15 protein-coding genes and 1 other RNA gene are annotated in these 18,180 nt (G+C 62.1%); all 16 read right to left on the bottom strand.

The annotated features are described in order from the left end of the window. Positions 1–5: 5 nt before the first annotated feature. The 16 genes from GGQ66_RS18365 to GGQ66_RS18290 all read right to left on the bottom strand — a co-directional run bounded on the left by GGQ66_RS18365 (position 6) and on the right by GGQ66_RS18290 (position 18,120). Positions 6–932 (bottom strand): D-alanine--D-alanine ligase, encoded by a 927-nt coding sequence (locus GGQ66_RS18365; protein ID WP_183794312.1) that lies wholly within the window; start codon positions 930–932, stop codon positions 6–8. Positions 933–1,254: 322 nt separating this feature from the next. Next, entirely contained in the window at positions 1,255–1,941 is a 687-nt protein-coding gene (aqpZ, locus tag GGQ66_RS18360) for an aquaporin Z (RefSeq protein WP_183794310.1), read from the bottom strand. Positions 1,942–2,159: 218 nt separating this feature from the next. Further along, the gene (gene murB, locus GGQ66_RS18355; RefSeq protein WP_183794308.1) at positions 2,160–3,134 is read right to left on the bottom strand and encodes a UDP-N-acetylmuramate dehydrogenase; all 975 of its coding nucleotides are present in this window, start codon (positions 3,132–3,134) and stop codon (positions 2,160–2,162) included. Further along, positions 3,134–4,546 (bottom strand): UDP-N-acetylmuramate--L-alanine ligase, encoded by a 1,413-nt coding sequence (gene murC / locus GGQ66_RS18350; protein WP_183794306.1) that lies wholly within the window; start codon positions 4,544–4,546, stop codon positions 3,134–3,136. The genes murB and murC overlap by 1 nt, the downstream gene beginning before the upstream one ends. Next, positions 4,543–5,685, bottom strand: coding sequence for an undecaprenyldiphospho-muramoylpentapeptide beta-N-acetylglucosaminyltransferase (gene murG, locus GGQ66_RS18345; protein ID WP_183794304.1), 1,143 nt, complete (start codon positions 5,683–5,685; stop codon positions 4,543–4,545). The genes murC and murG overlap by 4 nt, the downstream gene beginning before the upstream one ends. Positions 5,686–5,692: 7 nt before the next feature. Then, positions 5,693–6,847 carry a putative lipid II flippase FtsW gene (gene ftsW, locus GGQ66_RS18340; RefSeq protein WP_183794302.1) on the bottom strand — a complete coding sequence of 385 codons (1,155 nt, stop codon included), beginning with the start codon at positions 6,845–6,847 and terminating at the stop codon, positions 5,693–5,695. Position 6,848: 1 nt separating this feature from the next. Then, positions 6,849–8,258 (bottom strand): UDP-N-acetylmuramoyl-L-alanine--D-glutamate ligase, encoded by a 1,410-nt coding sequence (gene murD, locus GGQ66_RS18335; protein ID WP_183794300.1) that lies wholly within the window; start codon positions 8,256–8,258, stop codon positions 6,849–6,851. Positions 8,259–8,264: 6 nt separating this feature from the next. Continuing rightward, entirely contained in the window at positions 8,265–9,365 is a 1,101-nt protein-coding gene (mraY, locus tag GGQ66_RS18330) for a phospho-N-acetylmuramoyl-pentapeptide-transferase (RefSeq protein WP_183794298.1), read from the bottom strand. Positions 9,366–9,390: 25 nt separating this feature from the next. Then, positions 9,391–10,824 carry a UDP-N-acetylmuramoylalanyl-D-glutamyl-2,6-diaminopimelate--D-alanyl-D-alanine ligase gene (locus tag GGQ66_RS18325; protein WP_183794295.1) on the bottom strand — a complete coding sequence of 478 codons (1,434 nt, stop codon included), beginning with the start codon at positions 10,822–10,824 and terminating at the stop codon, positions 9,391–9,393. Then, a complete protein-coding gene (locus GGQ66_RS18320; RefSeq protein ID WP_183794293.1) occupies positions 10,824–12,281 on the bottom strand; it encodes a UDP-N-acetylmuramoyl-L-alanyl-D-glutamate--2,6-diaminopimelate ligase in 1,458 nt (485 codons plus the stop codon). The genes GGQ66_RS18325 and GGQ66_RS18320 overlap by 1 nt, the downstream gene beginning before the upstream one ends. 74 nt (positions 12,282–12,355) lie before the next feature. Next, positions 12,356–14,092 (bottom strand): peptidoglycan D,D-transpeptidase FtsI family protein, encoded by a 1,737-nt coding sequence (locus GGQ66_RS18315; RefSeq protein WP_183794291.1) that lies wholly within the window; start codon positions 14,090–14,092, stop codon positions 12,356–12,358. Beyond that, a complete protein-coding gene (ftsL, locus tag GGQ66_RS18310) occupies positions 14,092–14,520 on the bottom strand; it encodes a cell division protein FtsL (RefSeq protein WP_183794289.1) in 429 nt (142 codons plus the stop codon). The genes GGQ66_RS18315 and ftsL overlap by 1 nt, the downstream gene beginning before the upstream one ends. A gap of 1 nt (position 14,521) precedes the next feature. Next, on the bottom strand, positions 14,522–15,547 hold the full coding sequence (gene rsmH, locus GGQ66_RS18305) for a 16S rRNA (cytosine(1402)-N(4))-methyltransferase RsmH (RefSeq protein WP_183794287.1): 1,026 nt from the start codon (positions 15,545–15,547) through the stop codon (positions 14,522–14,524). A 65-nt stretch (positions 15,548–15,612) separates the two neighbouring features. Then, positions 15,613–16,053, bottom strand: a complete 441-nt coding sequence (mraZ, locus tag GGQ66_RS18300; protein ID WP_183794285.1) for a division/cell wall cluster transcriptional repressor MraZ — start codon at positions 16,051–16,053, stop codon at positions 15,613–15,615. Between the two features lie 386 nt (positions 16,054–16,439). Beyond that, positions 16,440–16,870, bottom strand: an RNA gene (gene rnpB, locus GGQ66_RS18295) — RNase P RNA component class A. A 59-nt stretch (positions 16,871–16,929) separates the two neighbouring features. Further along, positions 16,930–18,120 (bottom strand): NAD(P)/FAD-dependent oxidoreductase, encoded by a 1,191-nt coding sequence (locus GGQ66_RS18290; protein ID WP_183794283.1) that lies wholly within the window; start codon positions 18,118–18,120, stop codon positions 16,930–16,932. Positions 18,121–18,180 lie beyond the last annotated feature (60 nt).

The raw sequence follows: 18,180 nt of genomic DNA, 5'->3' as shown, positions 1-18,180 counted from the left end.
ACCCTTCAACGCTGACAAGACGCGTCCTCCACCATCCACCGGAGAAATTCACCAAAGGAAAGCCCTGCATGCAGCGCCATTTCCGGAACCAGAGACGTCGGGGTCATGCCCGGCTGGTTATTGAGTTCCAGCCAGATCACCTCCCCCTCTTCGGAGAAACGGTCGTCGAAACGGAAGTCGGAGCGGCTGACGCCACGGCACCCGAGAGCCTGATGAGCCTTCAGGGCCAAGGATTGTACTTTTTGGTAAATATTCGGTGAAATTTGTGCCGGAATGACATGCTTGGAGCCGCCCGGCGCATACTTGGATTCGTAATTGTAGAAGGCCAGCCCCTGCGGCAACACCTCGGTCACGCCCAGCGCTTTGTCACCCATCACGCCACAGGTCAGCTCGCGCCCATAGATATAGCGCTCAACCATGACGAGATCGCCATAGCGCCATTCGTCGCTGGTCAGGATCTGGGGCGGATGCGCCTGATCTTCCTTGACGATGACGACACCGAAGGACGAGCCCTCGCGCACCGGCTTGACGACATAAGGCGGCGCGATCGGATGCTCGCTGCCGAAATCGAAGCGGTTCATGATCTTGGCTTCCGCCACCGGAATACCGGAGGCGGCGGCAACGATCTTTGCCTGCCCCTTGTCCATGGCAAGCGCGGAAGCCAGCACACCGGAATGGGTGTAGGGAATTTCCAGATATTCGAGAATGCCCTGAATGGTGCCATCCTCGCCGAACGGACCGTGCAGCGCATTGAAAACGACATCGGGACGAAGCTCGGCCAGAACGGCGGCGACATCGCGCTCGACGTCGATGCGGGTAACGCGATAGCCCTCGGCTTCCAGCGCATCGGCGCATGCCTTGCCCGAAGCAAGGCTCACCGGCCGCTCCGAGGAAAATCCGCCCATCAGGACAGCTACATGCTTGCCGCTCATCACTTGACCCTCAATATGCCGCAGAACGCCGGCCGAGACCTAAAGACACCGGCGAAGAAGGGAATCGCCCACTCTCCGCCATTGACCCCATTCAAACGACATTAAGGTTAATGAAGCGTTTACTAACGTTAACCCTGGACCTGAGCGCCGGAAAAAAGCCCTCAAAAACCGAATCAAGTCACTCAATGGATTATCCACAAGAATCAGAGCCTTGGCGACAGATCAAGATTCTGATTCAAAACTTTAAGAAAAACAGAGCCCCCGTGGCATGGAGACCACGGGGGCTTCGTTAACACGAAACCGTAAACCGGTTGGTTCCGCCTCAGTCCTTCTCGCCCACGACCTTCCAGACGACTGCGCCGATGATGGCGCCGACGATCGGCGCGACCCAGAACAGCCAGAGCTGTTCGATGGCCCAGCCGCCGGCAAAGATCGCCTGCCCCGTGGAGCGCGCGGGATTGACCGACGTGTTCGTGACCGGGATCGAGATCAGGTGGATCAGCGTCAGGCCGAGACCGATGGCAATGGGTGCGAAACCCGCCGGCGCGCGGCCATGTGTGGAGCCGAGAATGATCAGCAGGAAGAAGGCCGTCAGCACGACTTCGATGACGAGCGCCGCCGTCAGCGAATAGCCACCCGGCGAATGTTCGCCGTAACCATTCGAGGCGAAGCCGCCAAGTTCGGCACCGGCCTTGCCGGTGGCGACGACGTAGAGCACGCCCGCGGCGGCAATCGCACCGAGAACCTGCGCAATGATGTAGGGCACGAGGCTCGATGCCGGGAAGCGCCCGGCAACGGTGAGGCCGACGGAAACCGCCGGGTTGAAATGGCCACCGGAAATACCGCCGACAGTATAAGCCATCGTCAGAACCGTGAGACCGAACGCGAAGGATACGCCGAGAAGGCCGATACCGACCTCAGGAAAAGCCGCAGCCAGAACCGCGCTGCCGCAGCCGCCGAACACAAGCCAGAAAGTGCCGAGAAATTCGGCGCCCAGTTTTTTGATCATGTCCCTCTCCTTTCCGCATCATCTTGCGGTAGTGAAGGTGGTTCGCGCCGTAGTCGGGCAAATCCCCGCCCGCAGCGACGCAACCACCACGATTGGGACTTATCGCGGCAAAGTTGAACCGAATATGAATATTTAAGCGCTGTGAAACATCCATAAATGGAAACGGGGGCCAGAGGCCCCCGCATATCGTTCAATTGAGACGGTTCTCACCGGCATTCTCAGTCCGTGACGGTCCCGAGGAACGGCTTGATTTCGCGACCGGGAATGAACTTGCCGATGCGTTTGATCTCCCATTCCAGCTTGACGCCGGAATGTTCGAACACGCGCTGGCGCACGCTCTCGCCGAGATATTCGAGGTCATAGGCCGAGGCATGACCGGTGTTGATCATGAAATTGCAATGCAGCGACGACATTTGTGCACCGCCGATCATCATGCCGCGGCAACCCGCCTCGTCGATCAGTTCCCAGGCCGAATGACCTTCCGGGTTCTTGAAGGTCGAACCGCCGGTCTTTTCCCGGATCGGCTGCACGGTTTCGCGGTGATGGCGCACGGCATCCATGTCGGCGCGGATTTTCGCCTTGTCTTCCGGGAAGCCTTCGAAGACCGCATGCGTGAAGATCAATCCTTCCGGCGGATGCGAATGCCGGTAGCTGTAAGCCATATCGGCGTTCTTCAGCACATGCCTGTTGCCCTTGCGGTCAACGGCATGGATCTCCACCACCCGTTCGGAAGTCTCGCCGCCATTCGCGCCGGCATTCATCGTCAGCGCGCCGCCGATGGAGCCAGGAATACCGTAATAGAAATGGAAGCCGCCAAGGGCATTGTCCATCGCAACCGCCGAAATCGTCTTGTCCGGGCAGATCGCGCCGGCCCGAATGCGGTTGTCGCCGATGAATTCGGCCTGACCGAACCCCTTGGCCGACAGACGCACCACGGCGCCGTTGATGCCGCCATCGCGCACCAACAGGTTGGAGCCGAGACCGATCACGGTCAGCGGCACCTCTTCGGGCAGCACCTTGAGGAAGGCGATGAGATCGTCTTCGTCATGGGGATGGAACAGGAGTTCCGCCATGCCCCCGGCCTGAAACCACGTCGCGCGATCCATCGGCGCATCCGTCGAGATCCGGCCCCGCAGTTCCTTCACGCCCTCACCCAGAGACGCCAGCAGTTTTTCCCCATCGACCTGTTTCATCAAGACTTTCCCGAATAGCTTTCCAATCCAACCGGCAGCGCCTGCGCCCACTGGGTAATGCTGCCAGCCCCCAAACAAACCACAAAGTCACCCGGCTTCGCAATGCCGGCAACCGATTCAGCCAGACCTTCCGGCGATGGCAGGAAGCGGGCATCGCGATGACCGGCCGCTTTCAGCGCCGAAACCAGCGATTCCGCGTCCGCACCCTCAATTCTGTCTTCACCGGCCGCATAAACGGGTGCGATAAAAATCACGTCTGCATCGTTGAAGCAGTGCGTGAACTCATCGAACAGGCTCGAAAGGCGCGAATAGCGATGCGGCTGATGCACCGCAATGATTCGGCCCTTGCACGCTTCGCGTGCGGCCTTGAGCACGGCCCGGATTTCAACCGGATGGTGTCCGTAATCGTCGAATACCTGCACGCCGTTCCATTCGCCCGTCAGCGTGAAGCGACGCTTGACGCCGCCGAAGGAGGCAAGCCCCCTGGCAATCGCCTCGCCATCGATGCCGAGACGATTGGCGACCGCAATTGCAGCCGTTGCGTTCGACACATTGTGACGGCCGGGCATCGGCAGCATCAGATCCTTGAAGAAGAACACCTTGCCGGTGCGACGGCGGCGGATTTCAACGTCGAAATAGGAGCGCGTACCTTCCATGCGCACATTCATGAAGCGCACATCGGCTTGCGGGTTCTCGCCATAAGTGATGACCTTGCGGTCTTCGATGCGTCCCACCAGCGCCTGCACTTCCGGATGATCGACGCACATAACACCGAAGCCGTAAAACGGTACGTTTTCCACGAACTGGCGGAACGCCGCGCGCACGGCATCGAACGTGCCGTAGTGATCGAGATGCTCCGGGTCGATATTGGTCACGACCGCCACTTCCGCCGGCAACTTGAGGAAGGTGCCGTCGGACTCGTCGGCCTCCACCACCATCCAGTCACCCGCGCCCATGCGGGCATTGGTGCCATAGGCATTGATGATGCCGCCATTGATGACGGTCGGGTCCAGCCCGCCAGCGACCAGGAGCGCCGCGACAAGCGAGGTCGTCGTCGTCTTGCCATGGGTGCCGCCGATGGCAATGGCGTTACGGAAACGCATCAGCTCGGCCAGCATTTCAGCGCGGCGCACGATGGGCAACGACTTCTCGCGAGCGGCGATCAGCTCCGGATTGTCCTTCTTGATCGCCGTCGAAACGACCACCACCTCGGCATCGCCAAGGTTTTCTGCCCTGTGGCCGACAAAGACGGGAATGCCCTTGTCGCGCAGGCGCTGCACATTGGCGCTGTCGGACTGGTCCGAGCCCTGAACGCGATGGCCGAGATTATGCAGAACCTCCGCGATACCGCTCATACCGATACCGCCAATGCCGATAAAATGTACGAGACCGATGGCTTGCGGCATCTTCATGGCCGTGCCCCCTTGTTGTTACGGTTTGTCTTGAATTGTTCGACCGTCTGCCCCGTGGCGATGGCCACGACGAGGTCCGCGAGTTCCGTGGTCGCCTCCGGCCGGCCTGCGAGCTTTGCTGAAGCCGCGGCAGCCGAAAGCCGTGCCGGTTCGTTCATGGCCGAGGTGATGATTTCGCAAAGGCGTTCGGGCGAGAGATCGGCCTGTTTGATGACCTCGGCCCCGCCGGTCTTCGCCAACGCGGCGGCATTCGCCGCCTGGTCATGATCGAGCGCATAGGGATAAGGCACGAGAACGGAAGGCCGCCCGATGGCCGACAATTCGGAAACGGTCGAGGCGCCGGAGCGTGAAATGACGAGATGGGCCGTCGCGATGCGGGCCGCCATATCGGTAAAGAACGGCGAGACCTCGGCCGGAATGCCCATCGACTTGTAGGCGGCGATCACCCCGTCCTTGTCTTCCGCCCGTGCCTGCTGCGTCACGCGAAGACGTGCCTTGAGATCGGCCGGCAGAAGCGCGATGGCTGCGGGAATGGCATTGGAAAAGAACTGCGCGCCCTGGCTGCCGCCGAACACGACGAGATGAAACGGCTCGCCCGGCCTCGAAGGTGTATAGGGTTCGAGCGATGCCTCAATGACGGCGGGGCGCACCGGATTGCCGGTGGTCACGGTCTTCGTGGCAAAGGTGCCGCCCGTTTCCGGCAGAAAGCCACCGGCAATAGCCTTCACGCGCGGCGCCAGCGCCTTGTTCGCCCGGCCCATCACGGCATTCTGCTCGTGAATGATGCTCGCGATGTTGAAGCGCACGGCAGACATCAGCGGCGGCACGGTCGGGTATCCGCCAAAGCCAACGATGGCGGCAGGCCGATACTTGCTCAGGATGCGGCGCGCCGTCGTCAACCCACGCCACAGGGTCCACGCGGTCTTTGCCACGGCAATCGGATTTTTCGAGGCAAGCGTTGCCGAAGGAACGATATGGATTTCCTCCGCCGGAAACTTGCCGGCATAACGTTCGGCGCGGCTGTCGGTCACGAGATGCACGGCATAGCCGCGCGCCTTCAGTTCGTGCGCCAGCGCCTCTGCCGGAAACAGGTGGCCGCCGGTGCCACCGGCGGCGAGAAAGATCAGCTTGTCAGCCATGAAGGTCCTATTCTGCGGGCAGCCCTTGCGTCGAACGGAACAGGCTGCGTTCCTGCGCGCGCTTTTCCGGACGATGACGGGTCAGCGCCAGCAGGAAGCCCGCCGTCACGCAGATCGCGATCATCGACGAACCGCCGTAGGAAATGAGCGGCAGCGTCATGCCCTTGGCGGGCAGAAGCTCCAGGTTCACGCCGACATTGATGAAGGATTGCAGGCCGAGCAGAAGCACGAGGCCGGCAACGGAGAAACGGTTGAAATCGTCGCGTTCGCGGAAGGCATGGTTCAGACCGCGCAGCACGATGAAGGCAAAGATTGCCACCAGCGCCATGCAGAACAGGATGCCGAACTCCTCGGCCGCGACGGAGAACACGAAGTCGGTGTGACCGTCCGGGATGATGCGCTTGACGATGCCTTCACCCGGCCCCTGCCCGAACCAGTCGCCGCGAATGATCGCCTCGCGCGCCGTATCTACCTGGAACGTATCGCCTTCCCCGGTCAGGAATCGGTCGATACGACCGGCAACGTGCGGCAACGCGAAATAGGCTGCGCATAGGCCGCCGACACCAAGCCCGCCGAGAAGAACGATCCAGAACCACGGCAGGCCGGCCATGAAGAACATGCCGCCCCATACCGCGCTGGTCAGGATAGTCTGGCCAAGGTCGGGCTGCGAAACCAGCAGCACGACCACGATGCCGTAAAGCAGCATCGCGAAGAAATTGCCGGGAATATCCGGCTGACGGGAGTTTTCCGAAAACAGCCAGGCGCAGACGATGACGAAGGCCGGCTTCATGAATTCCGACGGCTGGATGGAAAGCGATCCGAAATTGACCCAGCGCCGCGCACCCTTCACCTCGATGCCGAAAAACAGCGCGAAGACCATGAGCAGCACGGAGACGATCAGCAGGATCATCGCCACGCGCCGCACCTGCCGGGGCGTGAGAAACGACAGGCCAACCATCACCGCAATCGAGGGAACGAGAAACATTGCGTGGCGCGTCACGAAATGGAAGCTGTCGAGACCAATGCGCTCGGCCACAGGCGGCGAAGCGGCGAAAGACAGCATGAAGCCGATGCCGAGCAGCAGAATGAACGCCGCCAGGAAATAACGGTCGATGGTCCAGAACCAATCGGCCAGCACGCCACGTTCCGCTCTGCTTACCATGTCACTTCGTCCCCGCGTTCGGTTCCACCAGCATGGTCACGCCTTCGATGTCCGCCACATGCGAAACGAAGGCATCGCCTCTTACCTCAAAGTTCTTGTACTGATCGAAGCTTGCGCAAGCCGGGGACAGCATCACGACCGCCTCCCCGCCCTTCGCCGCGGCATCCGCCGCCGCATGGGCAACGGCCAACGCCAGCGTGCCGGAAATTTCGAACGGCACTGCCTCTCCCAGCGTTGCCGCAAATTCCGGAGCCGCCTCGCCGATCAGATAGGCCTTGGCGATGCGAGGAAAGAGCGGCGCGAGCGAGGTTATGCCGCCCGCCTTCGGTAGACCACCGGCAATCCAGTAGATGTTTTCGTAGCTCGAAAGCGCCGGCGCGGAGGCATCCGCATTGGTCGCCTTGGAATCGTTCACGAACAGCACATTACCCTTGCGGCCCACCGGCTGCATGCGGTGCTTGAGACCGGGGAAAGAGGAAAGCCCCGCCCGGATTTCCTCGCGGCTCACGCCGACGGCAAGGCAGGCGGCGATCGCGGCGCAGGCGTTCTGCGCATTATGGCCGCCGCGCAGCGTCGTAATACCATCGAGATCGGCCAGAAGCGTCACTGCCCCCTGATGCGCCTCCATGATCTTCATGCCATCGGCATAAAGACCCTCGGCCACCGGCTGACGGCGCGAAATCCGCACCACCTTGACGCCTGCCCGCTCCACACGGTCGGCAATCAGCGCGCAGAACGTGTCGTCAACACCGACAATGCCGGTGTCCGAACCGGCGATCAGCCGCTCCTTGATGTCGGCATAGTGCTGCATCGTGCCGTGACGATCGAGATGGTCGGGCGTCAGGTTGAGCAGGATGCCCGCAGACGGGTTCAGCGTCGGCGCCAGATCGATCTGGTAGGACGAGCATTCAACCACGTAGAACCGGCCAGCCTTCTGCGGATCAAGCGTCAGCACGGCCGTGCCGATATTGCCGCCAAGCTGGGTATCACGCCCGCTTGATGTCAGGATATGGGCAATCAAGGCCGTGGTGGTCGATTTGCCGTTGGTGCCGGTAATGGCAATGAACGGGCAATCCGGCGCATGTGCCCGGCGTTCGCGCACGAAAAGTTCGACGTCACCGATGACTTCGACACCCGCAGCCCGCGCCAGATCGACAGACCAGTGCGGCTTCGGATGGGTGAGCGGCACACCGGGTGAGAGTACGAGAGCAGCAAAGCCGCTCCAGTCGAGCGTCCTGAGATCGGCGGTCTTCAACCCTTCAGCCGCAGCCTTCGCCACGCTTTGCGGATTGTCGTCATAGACGACCGCATCCGCACCGCCGGCAACAAGCGCCTTGGCCGTGGCGAGGCCGGAGCCGCCGAGCCCGAAAAGCGCTACCTTCCTGTCCTTGAAGACCGAAACCGGGATCATCGCCTGTTACCTGAGCTTGAGGGTTGAGAGGCCGACGAGGGCGAGCACGACGGCGATGATCCAGAAGCGGATCACGACCTGGCTCTCGGTCCAGCCCTTCTTTTCGAAATGGTGGTGAATGGGCGCCATGAGGAACACGCGGCGGCCGGTGCGCTTGAACCAGAACACCTGGATGATGACCGACAGCGTTTCCATGACGAACAGGCCGCCGACGATGACCATGACGATCTCGTGCTTGGTGGCGACGGCAATGGAACCGATCAGGCCGCCGAGCGCCAGCGACCCGGTATCGCCCATGAAGATGGCGGCCGGCGGCGCGTTGAACCACAGGAAGCCGAGCCCCGCCCCGATCACCGCCCCAACGATGACGGCAAGTTCACCCGTGCCGGGCACGAAGTTGATCTGCAGGTAATTCGCGAAGATGGCGTTACCGGCGACATAGGCAATGACGCCGAAGGTGGCGCAGGCAATCATCACCGGCACGATGGCCAGACCGTCCAGACCGTCCGTCAGGTTCACCGCATTGCCCGCACCGACGATGACGAAGGCGCCGAACAGCACGAAGAAATAGCTGAGATTGAGCATCAGTTCCTTGAAGAACGGAAAGCTGACGGACGTGCCGATGATGGAGCCGGGCGGCGTGGTGGCAATGGCATGGCGCATCATGAAGAACACGGCAATCGCCGCGATCACGGCCTCGATGCCAAGGCGGGCGCGGCCCGAAAAGCCCTTGTCAGACTGCTTGGTGACCTTGAGGTAATCGTCGTAGAAGCCGATGGCCCCGAAGCCCAGCGTCACGAGCAGCGTCGCGACCACATAGGTGTTCGACAGATCGGCCCACAGAAGCGAACCGGCGACGATGCCGGCAAGGATCATCAGCCCGCCCATGGTGGGCGTGCCGGCCTTCTTGAAATGCGTCTGCGGTCCGTCGGCACGGATCGGCTGACCCTTGCCCTGACGCACGCGCAGCGAATTGATCATTGCCGGGCCGAACAGAAAGACGATAGTCGCCGAGGTGGCCAGCGCCGCGCCGGTGCGGAAGGTAATGTAGCGGAACAGGTTGAAGGCCTGAAAATGATCCGCAAGTTGCACGAGCCAAAGCAGCATTTCTGTCTTTCCCCGAAGACGTGACTTAAAAACCGGCCTGCGTGTCGGCCAGCGGCGGGAACTTGTCAAGCAAGGCGGCGACAATCTTGCCGAAACCAAGCCCCAGAGACGACTTGACCATCACCGCATCGCCCGGAACGACGGCCTGGGCGGCAAAAGCGGCAAGATCCTCGGTCTTTTCGCGATATTCGACGGTCACGCTTTCCGGCAGTGCATCACGGAGATGCACCATGGCCGGACCGGCCAGCCAAACATGGGTGATTCCCGCCGAAAGCAGCGGTCCGGCGAGATCGGCATGCACGGCGTCAGAATGGACACCCATTTCCAGCATGTCGCCCAGAACGGCAATGCGCCGGCCCTCGCCCGAAGTCCGCGCCGCCGCCAGCACGGCAATGGCCGCGCGCATGGAGGCCGGGTTCGCATTGTAACTTTCATCGATCAGCGTGAAGGTGCCGCTGCCGATCTGCAGAGTGTGACGCTGGCCACGGCCCTTGACGCCGCCGAAGCTCGCCAGCGCCTCGATGGCCTCGACCAGATCGGCATCGGCCAGTTGCGCGGCGCCCAGTGCTGCGACGGCATTTTCCGCAATGTGAAGACCGGGCGCACCGACTTCCGCCACGAAGCGTTCGACGCCCGCGACGAAGGTAAAGCGGGACCCTTCCGCCCAGCCCTCGAAATCCTCGACGCGATAATGGGCATGCACGTTCTGCCCGAACGAGAAGATGCGGGTGACGCCAGCCGACCTTGCCGCCGCCTCAAGCAGACCGAATTCGGCATTGTCCTGATTGATTAGTGCCGCACCACCCGGCAGGAGCCCCTCGAAAATCTCGGCCTTGGCGAGCGCGATTTCCTCGACGCTTGAGAAATTGCCAAGGTGGGCCGGCGCAATCGTGGTGATGATCGCGATATGCGGCTCCACCATCTTCACCAGCGGTCGGATTTCTCCGGGATGGTTCATGCCGATCTCGAACACGCCATAACGCGCCGTGACAGGCATGCGCGCCAGCGTCAGCGGCACGCCCCAGTGATTGTTGAAGGAGGCGACGGCGGCATGCACCTCGCCCGAAGGCGCCAGCAGCGTGCGCAGCATTTCCTTGGTGGTCGTCTTGCCGACCGAACCAGTTACGGCCAGGATTGTCGCATCGCTGCGTTCGCGCGCGGCAATGCCCAGCAATTCCAGCGCGTGCAGAACATCGTGCACGACGATCTTCGGGCAGGTCAGGCGTCCAAGCGCGGGCAGCTTGCCTTCGGAAACGACGATCAGCGAAGCGCCATTGGCCATAGCCAGGCCGGCATAGTCATGACCGTCAACCCGGTCGCCCTTGATCGCGAAGAAGGCATCGCCCGGCTTCACTGAACGGCTGTCGATGGAAATGCCGGTGATGCCTTCGGGCAAGGTGCCGAGCGGGCGTCCGGCGACGGCCTTGACGAGATCGGCGGATGTCCAGAGCAAATCCATCAGGAACCCTCCTCCAGGGCAGTCAGCACTTCGGCATGGTCGGAGAAAGGCAGGACCGTCGCGCCGACGATCTGGCCTTCCTCGTGCCCCTTGCCGGCAACGATCAGCGTGTCACCGCCTTGCAGAAGCGCCACCGCATGGCGGATCGCGGCGCGGCGGTCGGCGATTTCGGTGGCGCCGGGTGCGGCGGCCATGATTTCGGAACGGATGGTTTCCGGCACTTCCGAACGCGGGTTGTCGTCGGTGACGATGACGATATCGGCGAACTTCGTGGCGATTTCACCCATGATCGGGCGCTTGCCCTTGTCGCGATCGCCGCCGCAGCCGAACACAACGACGATGCGGCCGGACGTGAAGGGACGCACGGACGCCAGCACATTGGCTAGCGCATCAGGCTTGTGGGCGTAGTCGACATAGGTCAACGCGCCGTTCTTTGCCTTGCCGACGAGTTCGAGACGGCCGGGCGCACCCTTCAGCTTGCCGAGTGCCTCGAAGGCAACGGCCGGCTTGACGCCGGTGGAAATGGCAAAGCCTGCGGCCACCAGCGCATTGGAAATCTGGAAATCGCCGGCCAGCGGCACGCGCACCTCATAGATTTCACCGGCATGATGCACCTCGGCAATCTGCGCATCACGCAGGTGCTCGACCCGCTTCACAGTGATGAATGTGCCGGCACGGCCAACGGTGCGGACATCCTGTCCCGCATCCCGTGCGGCGGCGGCGGCCTTCGCGGACCATTCGTCATCGGCGAAAATGATGGCGGGCGAGTCCTTCGGCAGAAGATCGAAAAGCCGCATCTTGGCAGCGAAATAGTCCTCGACGGTCGGGTGGTAATCCATGTGATCACGGCCGAGATTGGTGAAGCCTGCGGCGGCAAGCGTCACACCGTCGAGGCGGGACTGGTCGAGGCCATGGCTTGAGGCTTCCATCGCCGCATGGGTCACGCCCTCGCCCGCAAGTTCCGCCAGAAGCTTCATCAGCGAAACCGGGTCGGGCGTGGTCAACGAACCGTAATCGTCACGGCCCGGCGCAATCACACCGGTGGTGCCGATCTGCGCGGCTTTCAGACCGGCATGAGCCCAGATCTGGCGGGTGAAGGACACGACGGAGGTCTTGCCGGCGGTGCCGGTTACGGCCACCATAACCTCAGGTTGCACACCGAAGAAGCGGGCGGCGGCGAGCGCCAGAAAGCGGCGCGGATTTTCACAAACGAGAACCGGGACGGATACGCCTTCGACGGGATGGCCGGAGACGACGGCAGCCGCACCGTTGGCAACTGCATCGGCCACGAAAGCCGAACCATCAGCCTTGACACCCGCGAGCGCCACGAAGAGATCACCGGGACCGATCTTGCGGCTGTCGGCGGAAATGCCGGAAATTCCAACCTCGCCTGACGCCCCTTTGAGGGCTTCCGCAACTTGCCGGTCGATGTCTCCGGCCAGATCCCGCAGCTTCATCTCTTTGCTTTTCTTTCGTTCAAAACCCGGTGTCCTTCACGCTCGTGTGAATCACCTTGCCCTTCTTGATACTATCAATAAGACTGCAACAAGGCAGTCCCGCCCTCGCCAAACTTCGGCTCGACACCGAGCACAGCGGCAGAACGGCGAATGATTTCGCCCGCCATCGGCGCAGCCGACGTGCCGGCGAGCGCCGCGCCATTACCCTTGTCGGTCTTAGGTTCATCGATGAAGGTCAGCACGACATATTGCGGATTTTCCATCGGAAAGGCCGCAAGAAAGGCGTTGAAGTTCTTGTCATGCGAGTATCGACCGTTGACCACCTTGTCGGCCGTACCGGTCTTGCCGCCCACATTGAAGCCTTCCACGCGGGCATTGCGGCCCGAACCGTTGACGCCGTTCCACTCGAACAGGAAGCGCATGTCCTTGCTGGTCGACGGCTTGATGACGTCGACCGCCACCTTGTCCGCTTCCTCGCGAGTGCGCGGCAGAAAGGTCGGCTGGATCAGCTTGCCGCCATTGACCAGGGCCGCACCGGCGACAGCCGTCTGCAGCGGCGTGGTGGAGACGCCGTGACCGAAGGAAATGGTGATCGAGTTGATCTTCTTCCATACGCGCGGCTGGCTGGGCGTGGCCACTTCCGGCAGTTCGGTGTGCATGCGCTTGGTCAGGCCAAGCCGCTCGAGGAACTCCTTGTGGCCTTCCGTGCCAACCGTGTCGGCGATCTTTGCCGTACCGATGTTGGAGGAATACTGGAAGATCTCGGGAACGGTCAGGAACCGCCCCTTGCCGTGGAAATCCTTGATGGTGAAGCCGCCAATGCGGATCGGCGCGCGTGCATCGAAACTGTCGGAAAGCTTCACCTTGCCGGAATCGAGACCCATGGCCAGCGTGAAGGACTTGAAAGTGGAGCCCATTTCGAACGTCCCGTTCGAAACGCGGTTCAGCCAGCCCTCTTCCTTGCCTTCGGTCGGGTTGTTCGGGTCGAAATCCGGCAGTGAGGCCATGGCGAGAATTTCACCGGTGTGGACATCGAGAACGACGGCGCCAGCGCCAAGCGATTCATATTTCGCCATGGCGTTGACCAGCACATCGCGCAGGATCGACTGGACGCGCAGATCGATGGAAAGGTGCATCGGCTCCAGCGGCGCGTCGCTGGTCATGCCCAACGCCGTCAGGTCCGCCAGACCCTGATTGTCCATGAAGCGCTCCATGCCGGCAGCGCCCCGGTTATCGATGTTGACGAAGCCGAGAATATGCGCAGCGGTCGAGCCGCCCGGATAGAAGCGGCGCTTTTCCGGACGAAAGCCGATGCCGGGAATGCCGAGCGCCAGAATCTGGCTCTGCTGCTTCGGCGTCAACTGACGACGCAGCCACTGGAAACGGGAATTCTTCATGGAAAGGCGCTTGTAGGTGCCCTTCACGTCGAGATCGGTCAGAACCGTTGCCAGCTTTTCGACGGCTTCATCGGCGTCAACGATCTTGTGCGGTTCGGCAAACAGCGAAACAGTACGGATATCGGTGGCCAGAAGTTCGCCGTTACGATCGAGCAGGTCGGGACGCGAGGCCATCAGCCGGTCTGCGGGCATGATGGAGGACACGGTTTCCGGCGAGGTCAGGCCGTACTGGACAAGGCGCCCACCGACGAGGGCATAGACACCGACAAAGGCCAGCATCATCAGGCCGACGCGGTTTTTCGCCTGCTTTGCCTTCTTCTTGGCGGCCCCCTGAAACGCCGCCGGGCGCTTCGCACCGCCTGCAGCGAAGTGAGCCTGACTCTTCACGACCATGATGCGGGAGAGGAAAGACATCAGCGGTTCACCGATCCAGTTGTCATCGTGTCGGGCCGAATGGCGGGAATGGCGATGCCGCCAATTACCGTGCCGAAAACCGAACCCGTCTTGTTGCCGGTGGCATCCACGCCGGCGGACGCTTCCGTCTGCGGGGCCTGTGCACGGTACATCGGCAGTTCCGAAGGCCGGGCAAGCTGCGTCGGCTGCGTCGGCGCAAGCTTCAGTTCGCCATTATATGACTCGACAAGCTTGCGCAGACGGTTCGGCTGGGAGAGCAGCGCCCAGTCGGCCTTGAGAAGGTCGATCGTGTCATGCTCCAGCTTGATCTCGGCTTCGAGACGCCGCACTTCCTGCAGTTTCTCATCGGCCCGGTGCTTGATCTGATAGGTAATGGTGGCTGCCACCACCATCATCGCGATCAGGAGAAGGTCGAAAGCCCTGAACATATCAACCTCCAAGCCGTGCGATATCGGCCAGTAACGGCAGATCGAAAATGGAATGGTCTGCCTTGCCCGCCGGCTCGGCCGTGCGCAGCGCCGCCCGCAGCTTGGCGGAACGGGCGCGCGGATTTTCCTCGGCCTCTGCCTCGCCCGCCGTCACCACCTGACGGGTCAGCATGTCGAAATAAGCCGGTTGCGCGAAAGCCGCCGGCATGTGCCGCGAGCCAGACGCCTTGCCGGAGCGGGCCGCGAAGAACTTCTTGACGATGCGATCTTCCAGCGAATGAAAGGTGACGACCACCAGCCGCCCGCCGGGCTTCAACGCGCGCTCGGCGGCAAACAGCGCCGAGGCCAGTTCACCCAGCTCGTCGTTGACGAAGATGCGCAGCGCCTGGAAAACGCGCGTCGCCGGATGGATACGGTCCTTTGCCTTGCGCGGCGTGACGGTCTCGATGAGACCGGCCAGATCGCGCGTCGTGCGGAACGGTTCTTCAGCGCGGCGCTTTTCGATGGCGCGCGCGATGCGGCCCGACTGGCTCTCTTCACCGAGAAACCCGAAGATACGGATGAGATCGCCCACCTTCGCCCGGTTCACCACATCGGCAGCGGACACGCCATCGGCGGACATACGCATGTCGAGCGGGCCATTTTTCTGGAAGGAGAAGCCGCGTTCAGCCTCATCGATCTGCATGGAGGAAACGCCGATATCGAGAACCACGCCATCGAGCCCACCGGACGGCGCGTATTCATCGAGACGCGAAAAGCGGGTGTGGATGAGTTGGAGGCGGCCACCGCTTGCCTCGACCAGCACCTGCCCGCCGGCAATGGCGGTCGGGTCACGGTCGAGTGCGATGACGTTTGCACCCGCGTCGAGAATGGCGGAGGTATAGCCGCCCGCGCCAAAGGTGCCATCAAGAATGGTGTCGCCTGCCTTGGGCGCCAGCGCCGCAAGAACTTCAGCGAGAAGGACCGGAATGTGACGAACCGGTCCGCCACCGGCCAGGGAGTTGTCCTCGCCAGAATTCGACGTCATTCCGATCCCTCTTCGCTCTATGCCTGAAGGCAACGGCGAGATGCGGAGCGCGTCCTGCCGATACCCTACCCCGAACGCGGGCCCGAAAAGCCCCGCTCCGATCTGGCTGTCGCCTGCGCCTCGTGAAACGCCTGCGGCTGCCACAACTGAAAATGATCCGCCCGGCCAACGAAGGTCACTTCTTCGGTGATCCCGGTGAAGGCGCGGATGAAGTCCGTCACCATCAACCGCCCTTCCGGGTCGAGCTTCATGAAGACGCCGCCGCCATGAACGAGCAGCGACATCCGGTTTGCTTCCGGCGAAAACGGATCCATGCCCGCCAACTGCCGTTCGTAGCGCTCCAGAAGGTCCGGACCACCACAACTGATTGCCGGAAAGATGAAATCCTGGAGACAGTAAAGCTCCCGGATATCCCGGCTTGCGAGCACAGCACGGAAGGTCGCCGGCACGGAAACCCGCCCCTTGGCATCTATCCGGTTGGTCGCATGCGACAGGAAGCGGTCCATGACTCGGTACTGACGTCTCCCTCATGCGGCCAGCAAAAAACAACGGCCGCGAACGCAAAACACCACCCCGCCGCAAAACGCAAAACGTCTTGCCAGCCCCCCGAAGGTACTCACGCTTTTCCTGCAATGAGCGGGCAACAAATGGCCCGTAGGTGATGTTGATTTGGGATACCATGGGACAATATGGGCGTCAATGGGAAGAGACGGCACGACGCACCGCCCCCGATCAAATCTTTATAAGCTGTTAAGTTTAACGAATGGTTATGATGGCCCGCGCACGGGCACCTTCCCGGCCCCATGAAGCGGGAAGAAAACCATTGTTTTCCAATGCCTTGAAAAACAAAGCCCGCGAAGCGCGGGCCTCGCCGGGCATGACCCGGGATTTTTTTGCCAGTCGGCCTGTAAGCCGGGTTCTGTATGGCCCCGGAACCCCTTGCGGGGTGCCGGAACGTGGCAGCCATTCATCTGGGACGCCGCTCGCGCGTCGCCTCTCGCAACCCACCCGGACAACGGGCCCGGAAACAGGCCTGTGACGTGCTTGCGCACGCCCCGTGTCGTCCCTATTCGGTCTTGCTCCCGGTGGGGTTTACCATGCCGTCCCCGTTGCCGGGTCCGCGGTGGGCTCTTACCCCACCCTTTCACCCTTACGCCGCGAATGTGCCCCAGGCGGGCACGTCGGCGCGGTCTACTCTCTGTGGCACTTTCCCTGGGGTCGCCCCCGCCGGACGTTATCCGGCACCGTGTTTCCGTGGAGCCCGGACTTTCCTCACCTCACCGCCTTTCGGCATTGGTGAAGCGCGGCTGCCCGGCCGACTGGCAGGCGCGTGATAACCGGGAACGGGAACAAACGCCACCGAAATGTTCAGCTTCGGCCGCTCAAAGAAAATCGGGAGCGAAATCCGTGGCGTAGGCGGGATCGTTGATTCGACCTTCGAGGAGAAGCGACGCCCCCAGACGACCGATCTCGTCCGAGCTTTTCGCCGCTGCGCCGCAGCCGCCCGCAAGCACGGCAAGCCGCTCGGAGCCCGGCGCAAAACCGATAGCCGGATAGCCCGATGGCGTGAACGACGTAACGCAGGCTGCCATGGTCGGTTCGGGTGCCTTCAGCCCCGGCACCAGAGCACGGATGGCGATTTCCAGATGGTCGCGCGTCGAGGCGCGGCCGCCGCTGCGGAACCATGCGCGGATTTCCGGCTCGCTCGGCAGCGCGTAGTCGTCCGGATCGCCGCCGATCTTCAGATAGGTCTTGCCATCCGGATAGGTCACGGGCGGCAGGAAATAGAACTCCTTCGACTGCTCTTCCGGCTTGAAGATCAGCGAGGGCATGGCCGCAAAGCGCGCCTGTTCGTCCGCGTCCAGTTCTAAGAAGGCGACCGTGCGGGCAAAGACCTGAAGCGCCAGCGGTTTCGGCAACAGGTTGCGATTGATGGTGAAGCCACCCGCCGCAACGATCACCTTCTCGGCCCGGTAAACCTGTCCTTCGTCGGTATGGACGCTCACGTCGCCGTTTTCCTCGCGGATGGCCGACACGGTTTCGGGAATGATCGCAGCCCCGTGGCGGGCCGCCAGATAGGCCTGCGCCTGCACCAGTCGCCGCGGGTTGATATGGCCGGCGCCGGCGCGTTCATGCACGCCGTCATAGCCTTCGGGAAAGTGGAAGAAGGGGAATGTCTGTGCCAGACCGTCAGCATCGAGACGCACCGGATCAGCGCCGGCCTTCATCCCCGCCTCGGCCACCTTGTCGGCGTAGCCTTCGCCGTAACCGGTCGGCGAACCGACGAGAAGACAGCCGGTTTCGTGGTAGAACTGCACGCCGCTCTCGCGGGTGATCTCGCCATAGCGGGCAATGGAACGGTTGGCGAGCAGCGCCCAGTCCGGATCGGGGTCGATGGTGCGGGTAATGCGGGCTTCGTCGTAATGGCTGGCAAAGACGCCGGTATGGTTGGCTGCATCAACCGGTTCACCCGGCCCGATCAGCGCCACACCATCCGTCTGCATCGCGAGATGGCGCGCGGCGGCAGCCCCCATCATACCCCGACCGACGACAATATATTTGAAACGGCTCATTCCCGACGTTCCCCTGCCCTTGCATTCCGTCCCGGTATATCGAGCCTCGCCGCCAGAAAA

Origin of the sequence: Allorhizobium borbori (assembly GCF_014196535.1) — a bacterium.
Lineage (GTDB): Bacteria > Pseudomonadota > Alphaproteobacteria > Rhizobiales > Rhizobiaceae > Ectorhizobium > Ectorhizobium borbori.
This window is presented reverse-complemented; position numbering and strand designations above follow the sequence as displayed.

Excerpts from the sequence above, each read along its gene's own strand:
- GGQ66_RS18365 (WP_183794312.1), bottom strand. The coding sequence starts at position 932 with ATGAGCGGCAAGCATGTAGCTGTCCTGATGGGCGGATTTTCCTCGGAG.
- aqpZ (WP_183794310.1), bottom strand. The coding sequence starts at position 1,941 with ATGATCAAAAAACTGGGCGCCGAATTTCTCGGCACTTTCTGGCTTGTG.
- murB (WP_183794308.1), bottom strand. The coding sequence starts at position 3,134 with ATGAAACAGGTCGATGGGGAAAAACTGCTGGCGTCTCTGGGTGAGGGC.
- murC (WP_183794306.1), bottom strand. The coding sequence starts at position 4,546 with ATGAAGATGCCGCAAGCCATCGGTCTCGTACATTTTATCGGCATTGGC.
- murG (WP_183794304.1), bottom strand. The coding sequence starts at position 5,685 with ATGGCTGACAAGCTGATCTTTCTCGCCGCCGGTGGCACCGGCGGCCAC.
- ftsW (WP_183794302.1), bottom strand. The coding sequence starts at position 6,847 with ATGGTAAGCAGAGCGGAACGTGGCGTGCTGGCCGATTGGTTCTGGACC.
- murD (WP_183794300.1), bottom strand. The coding sequence starts at position 8,258 with ATGATCCCGGTTTCGGTCTTCAAGGACAGGAAGGTAGCGCTTTTCGGG.
- mraY (WP_183794298.1), bottom strand. The coding sequence starts at position 9,365 with ATGCTGCTTTGGCTCGTGCAACTTGCGGATCATTTTCAGGCCTTCAAC.
- GGQ66_RS18325 (WP_183794295.1), bottom strand. The coding sequence starts at position 10,824 with ATGGATTTGCTCTGGACATCCGCCGATCTCGTCAAGGCCGTCGCCGGA.
- GGQ66_RS18320 (WP_183794293.1), bottom strand. The coding sequence starts at position 12,281 with ATGAAGCTGCGGGATCTGGCCGGAGACATCGACCGGCAAGTTGCGGAA.
- GGQ66_RS18315 (WP_183794291.1), bottom strand. The coding sequence starts at position 14,092 with ATGTCTTTCCTCTCCCGCATCATGGTCGTGAAGAGTCAGGCTCACTTC.
- ftsL (WP_183794289.1), bottom strand. The coding sequence starts at position 14,520 with ATGTTCAGGGCTTTCGACCTTCTCCTGATCGCGATGATGGTGGTGGCA.
- rsmH (WP_183794287.1), bottom strand. The coding sequence starts at position 15,547 with ATGACGTCGAATTCTGGCGAGGACAACTCCCTGGCCGGTGGCGGACCG.
- mraZ (WP_183794285.1), bottom strand. The coding sequence starts at position 16,053 with ATGGACCGCTTCCTGTCGCATGCGACCAACCGGATAGATGCCAAGGGG.
- GGQ66_RS18290 (WP_183794283.1), bottom strand. The coding sequence starts at position 18,120 with ATGAGCCGTTTCAAATATATTGTCGTCGGTCGGGGTATGATGGGGGCT.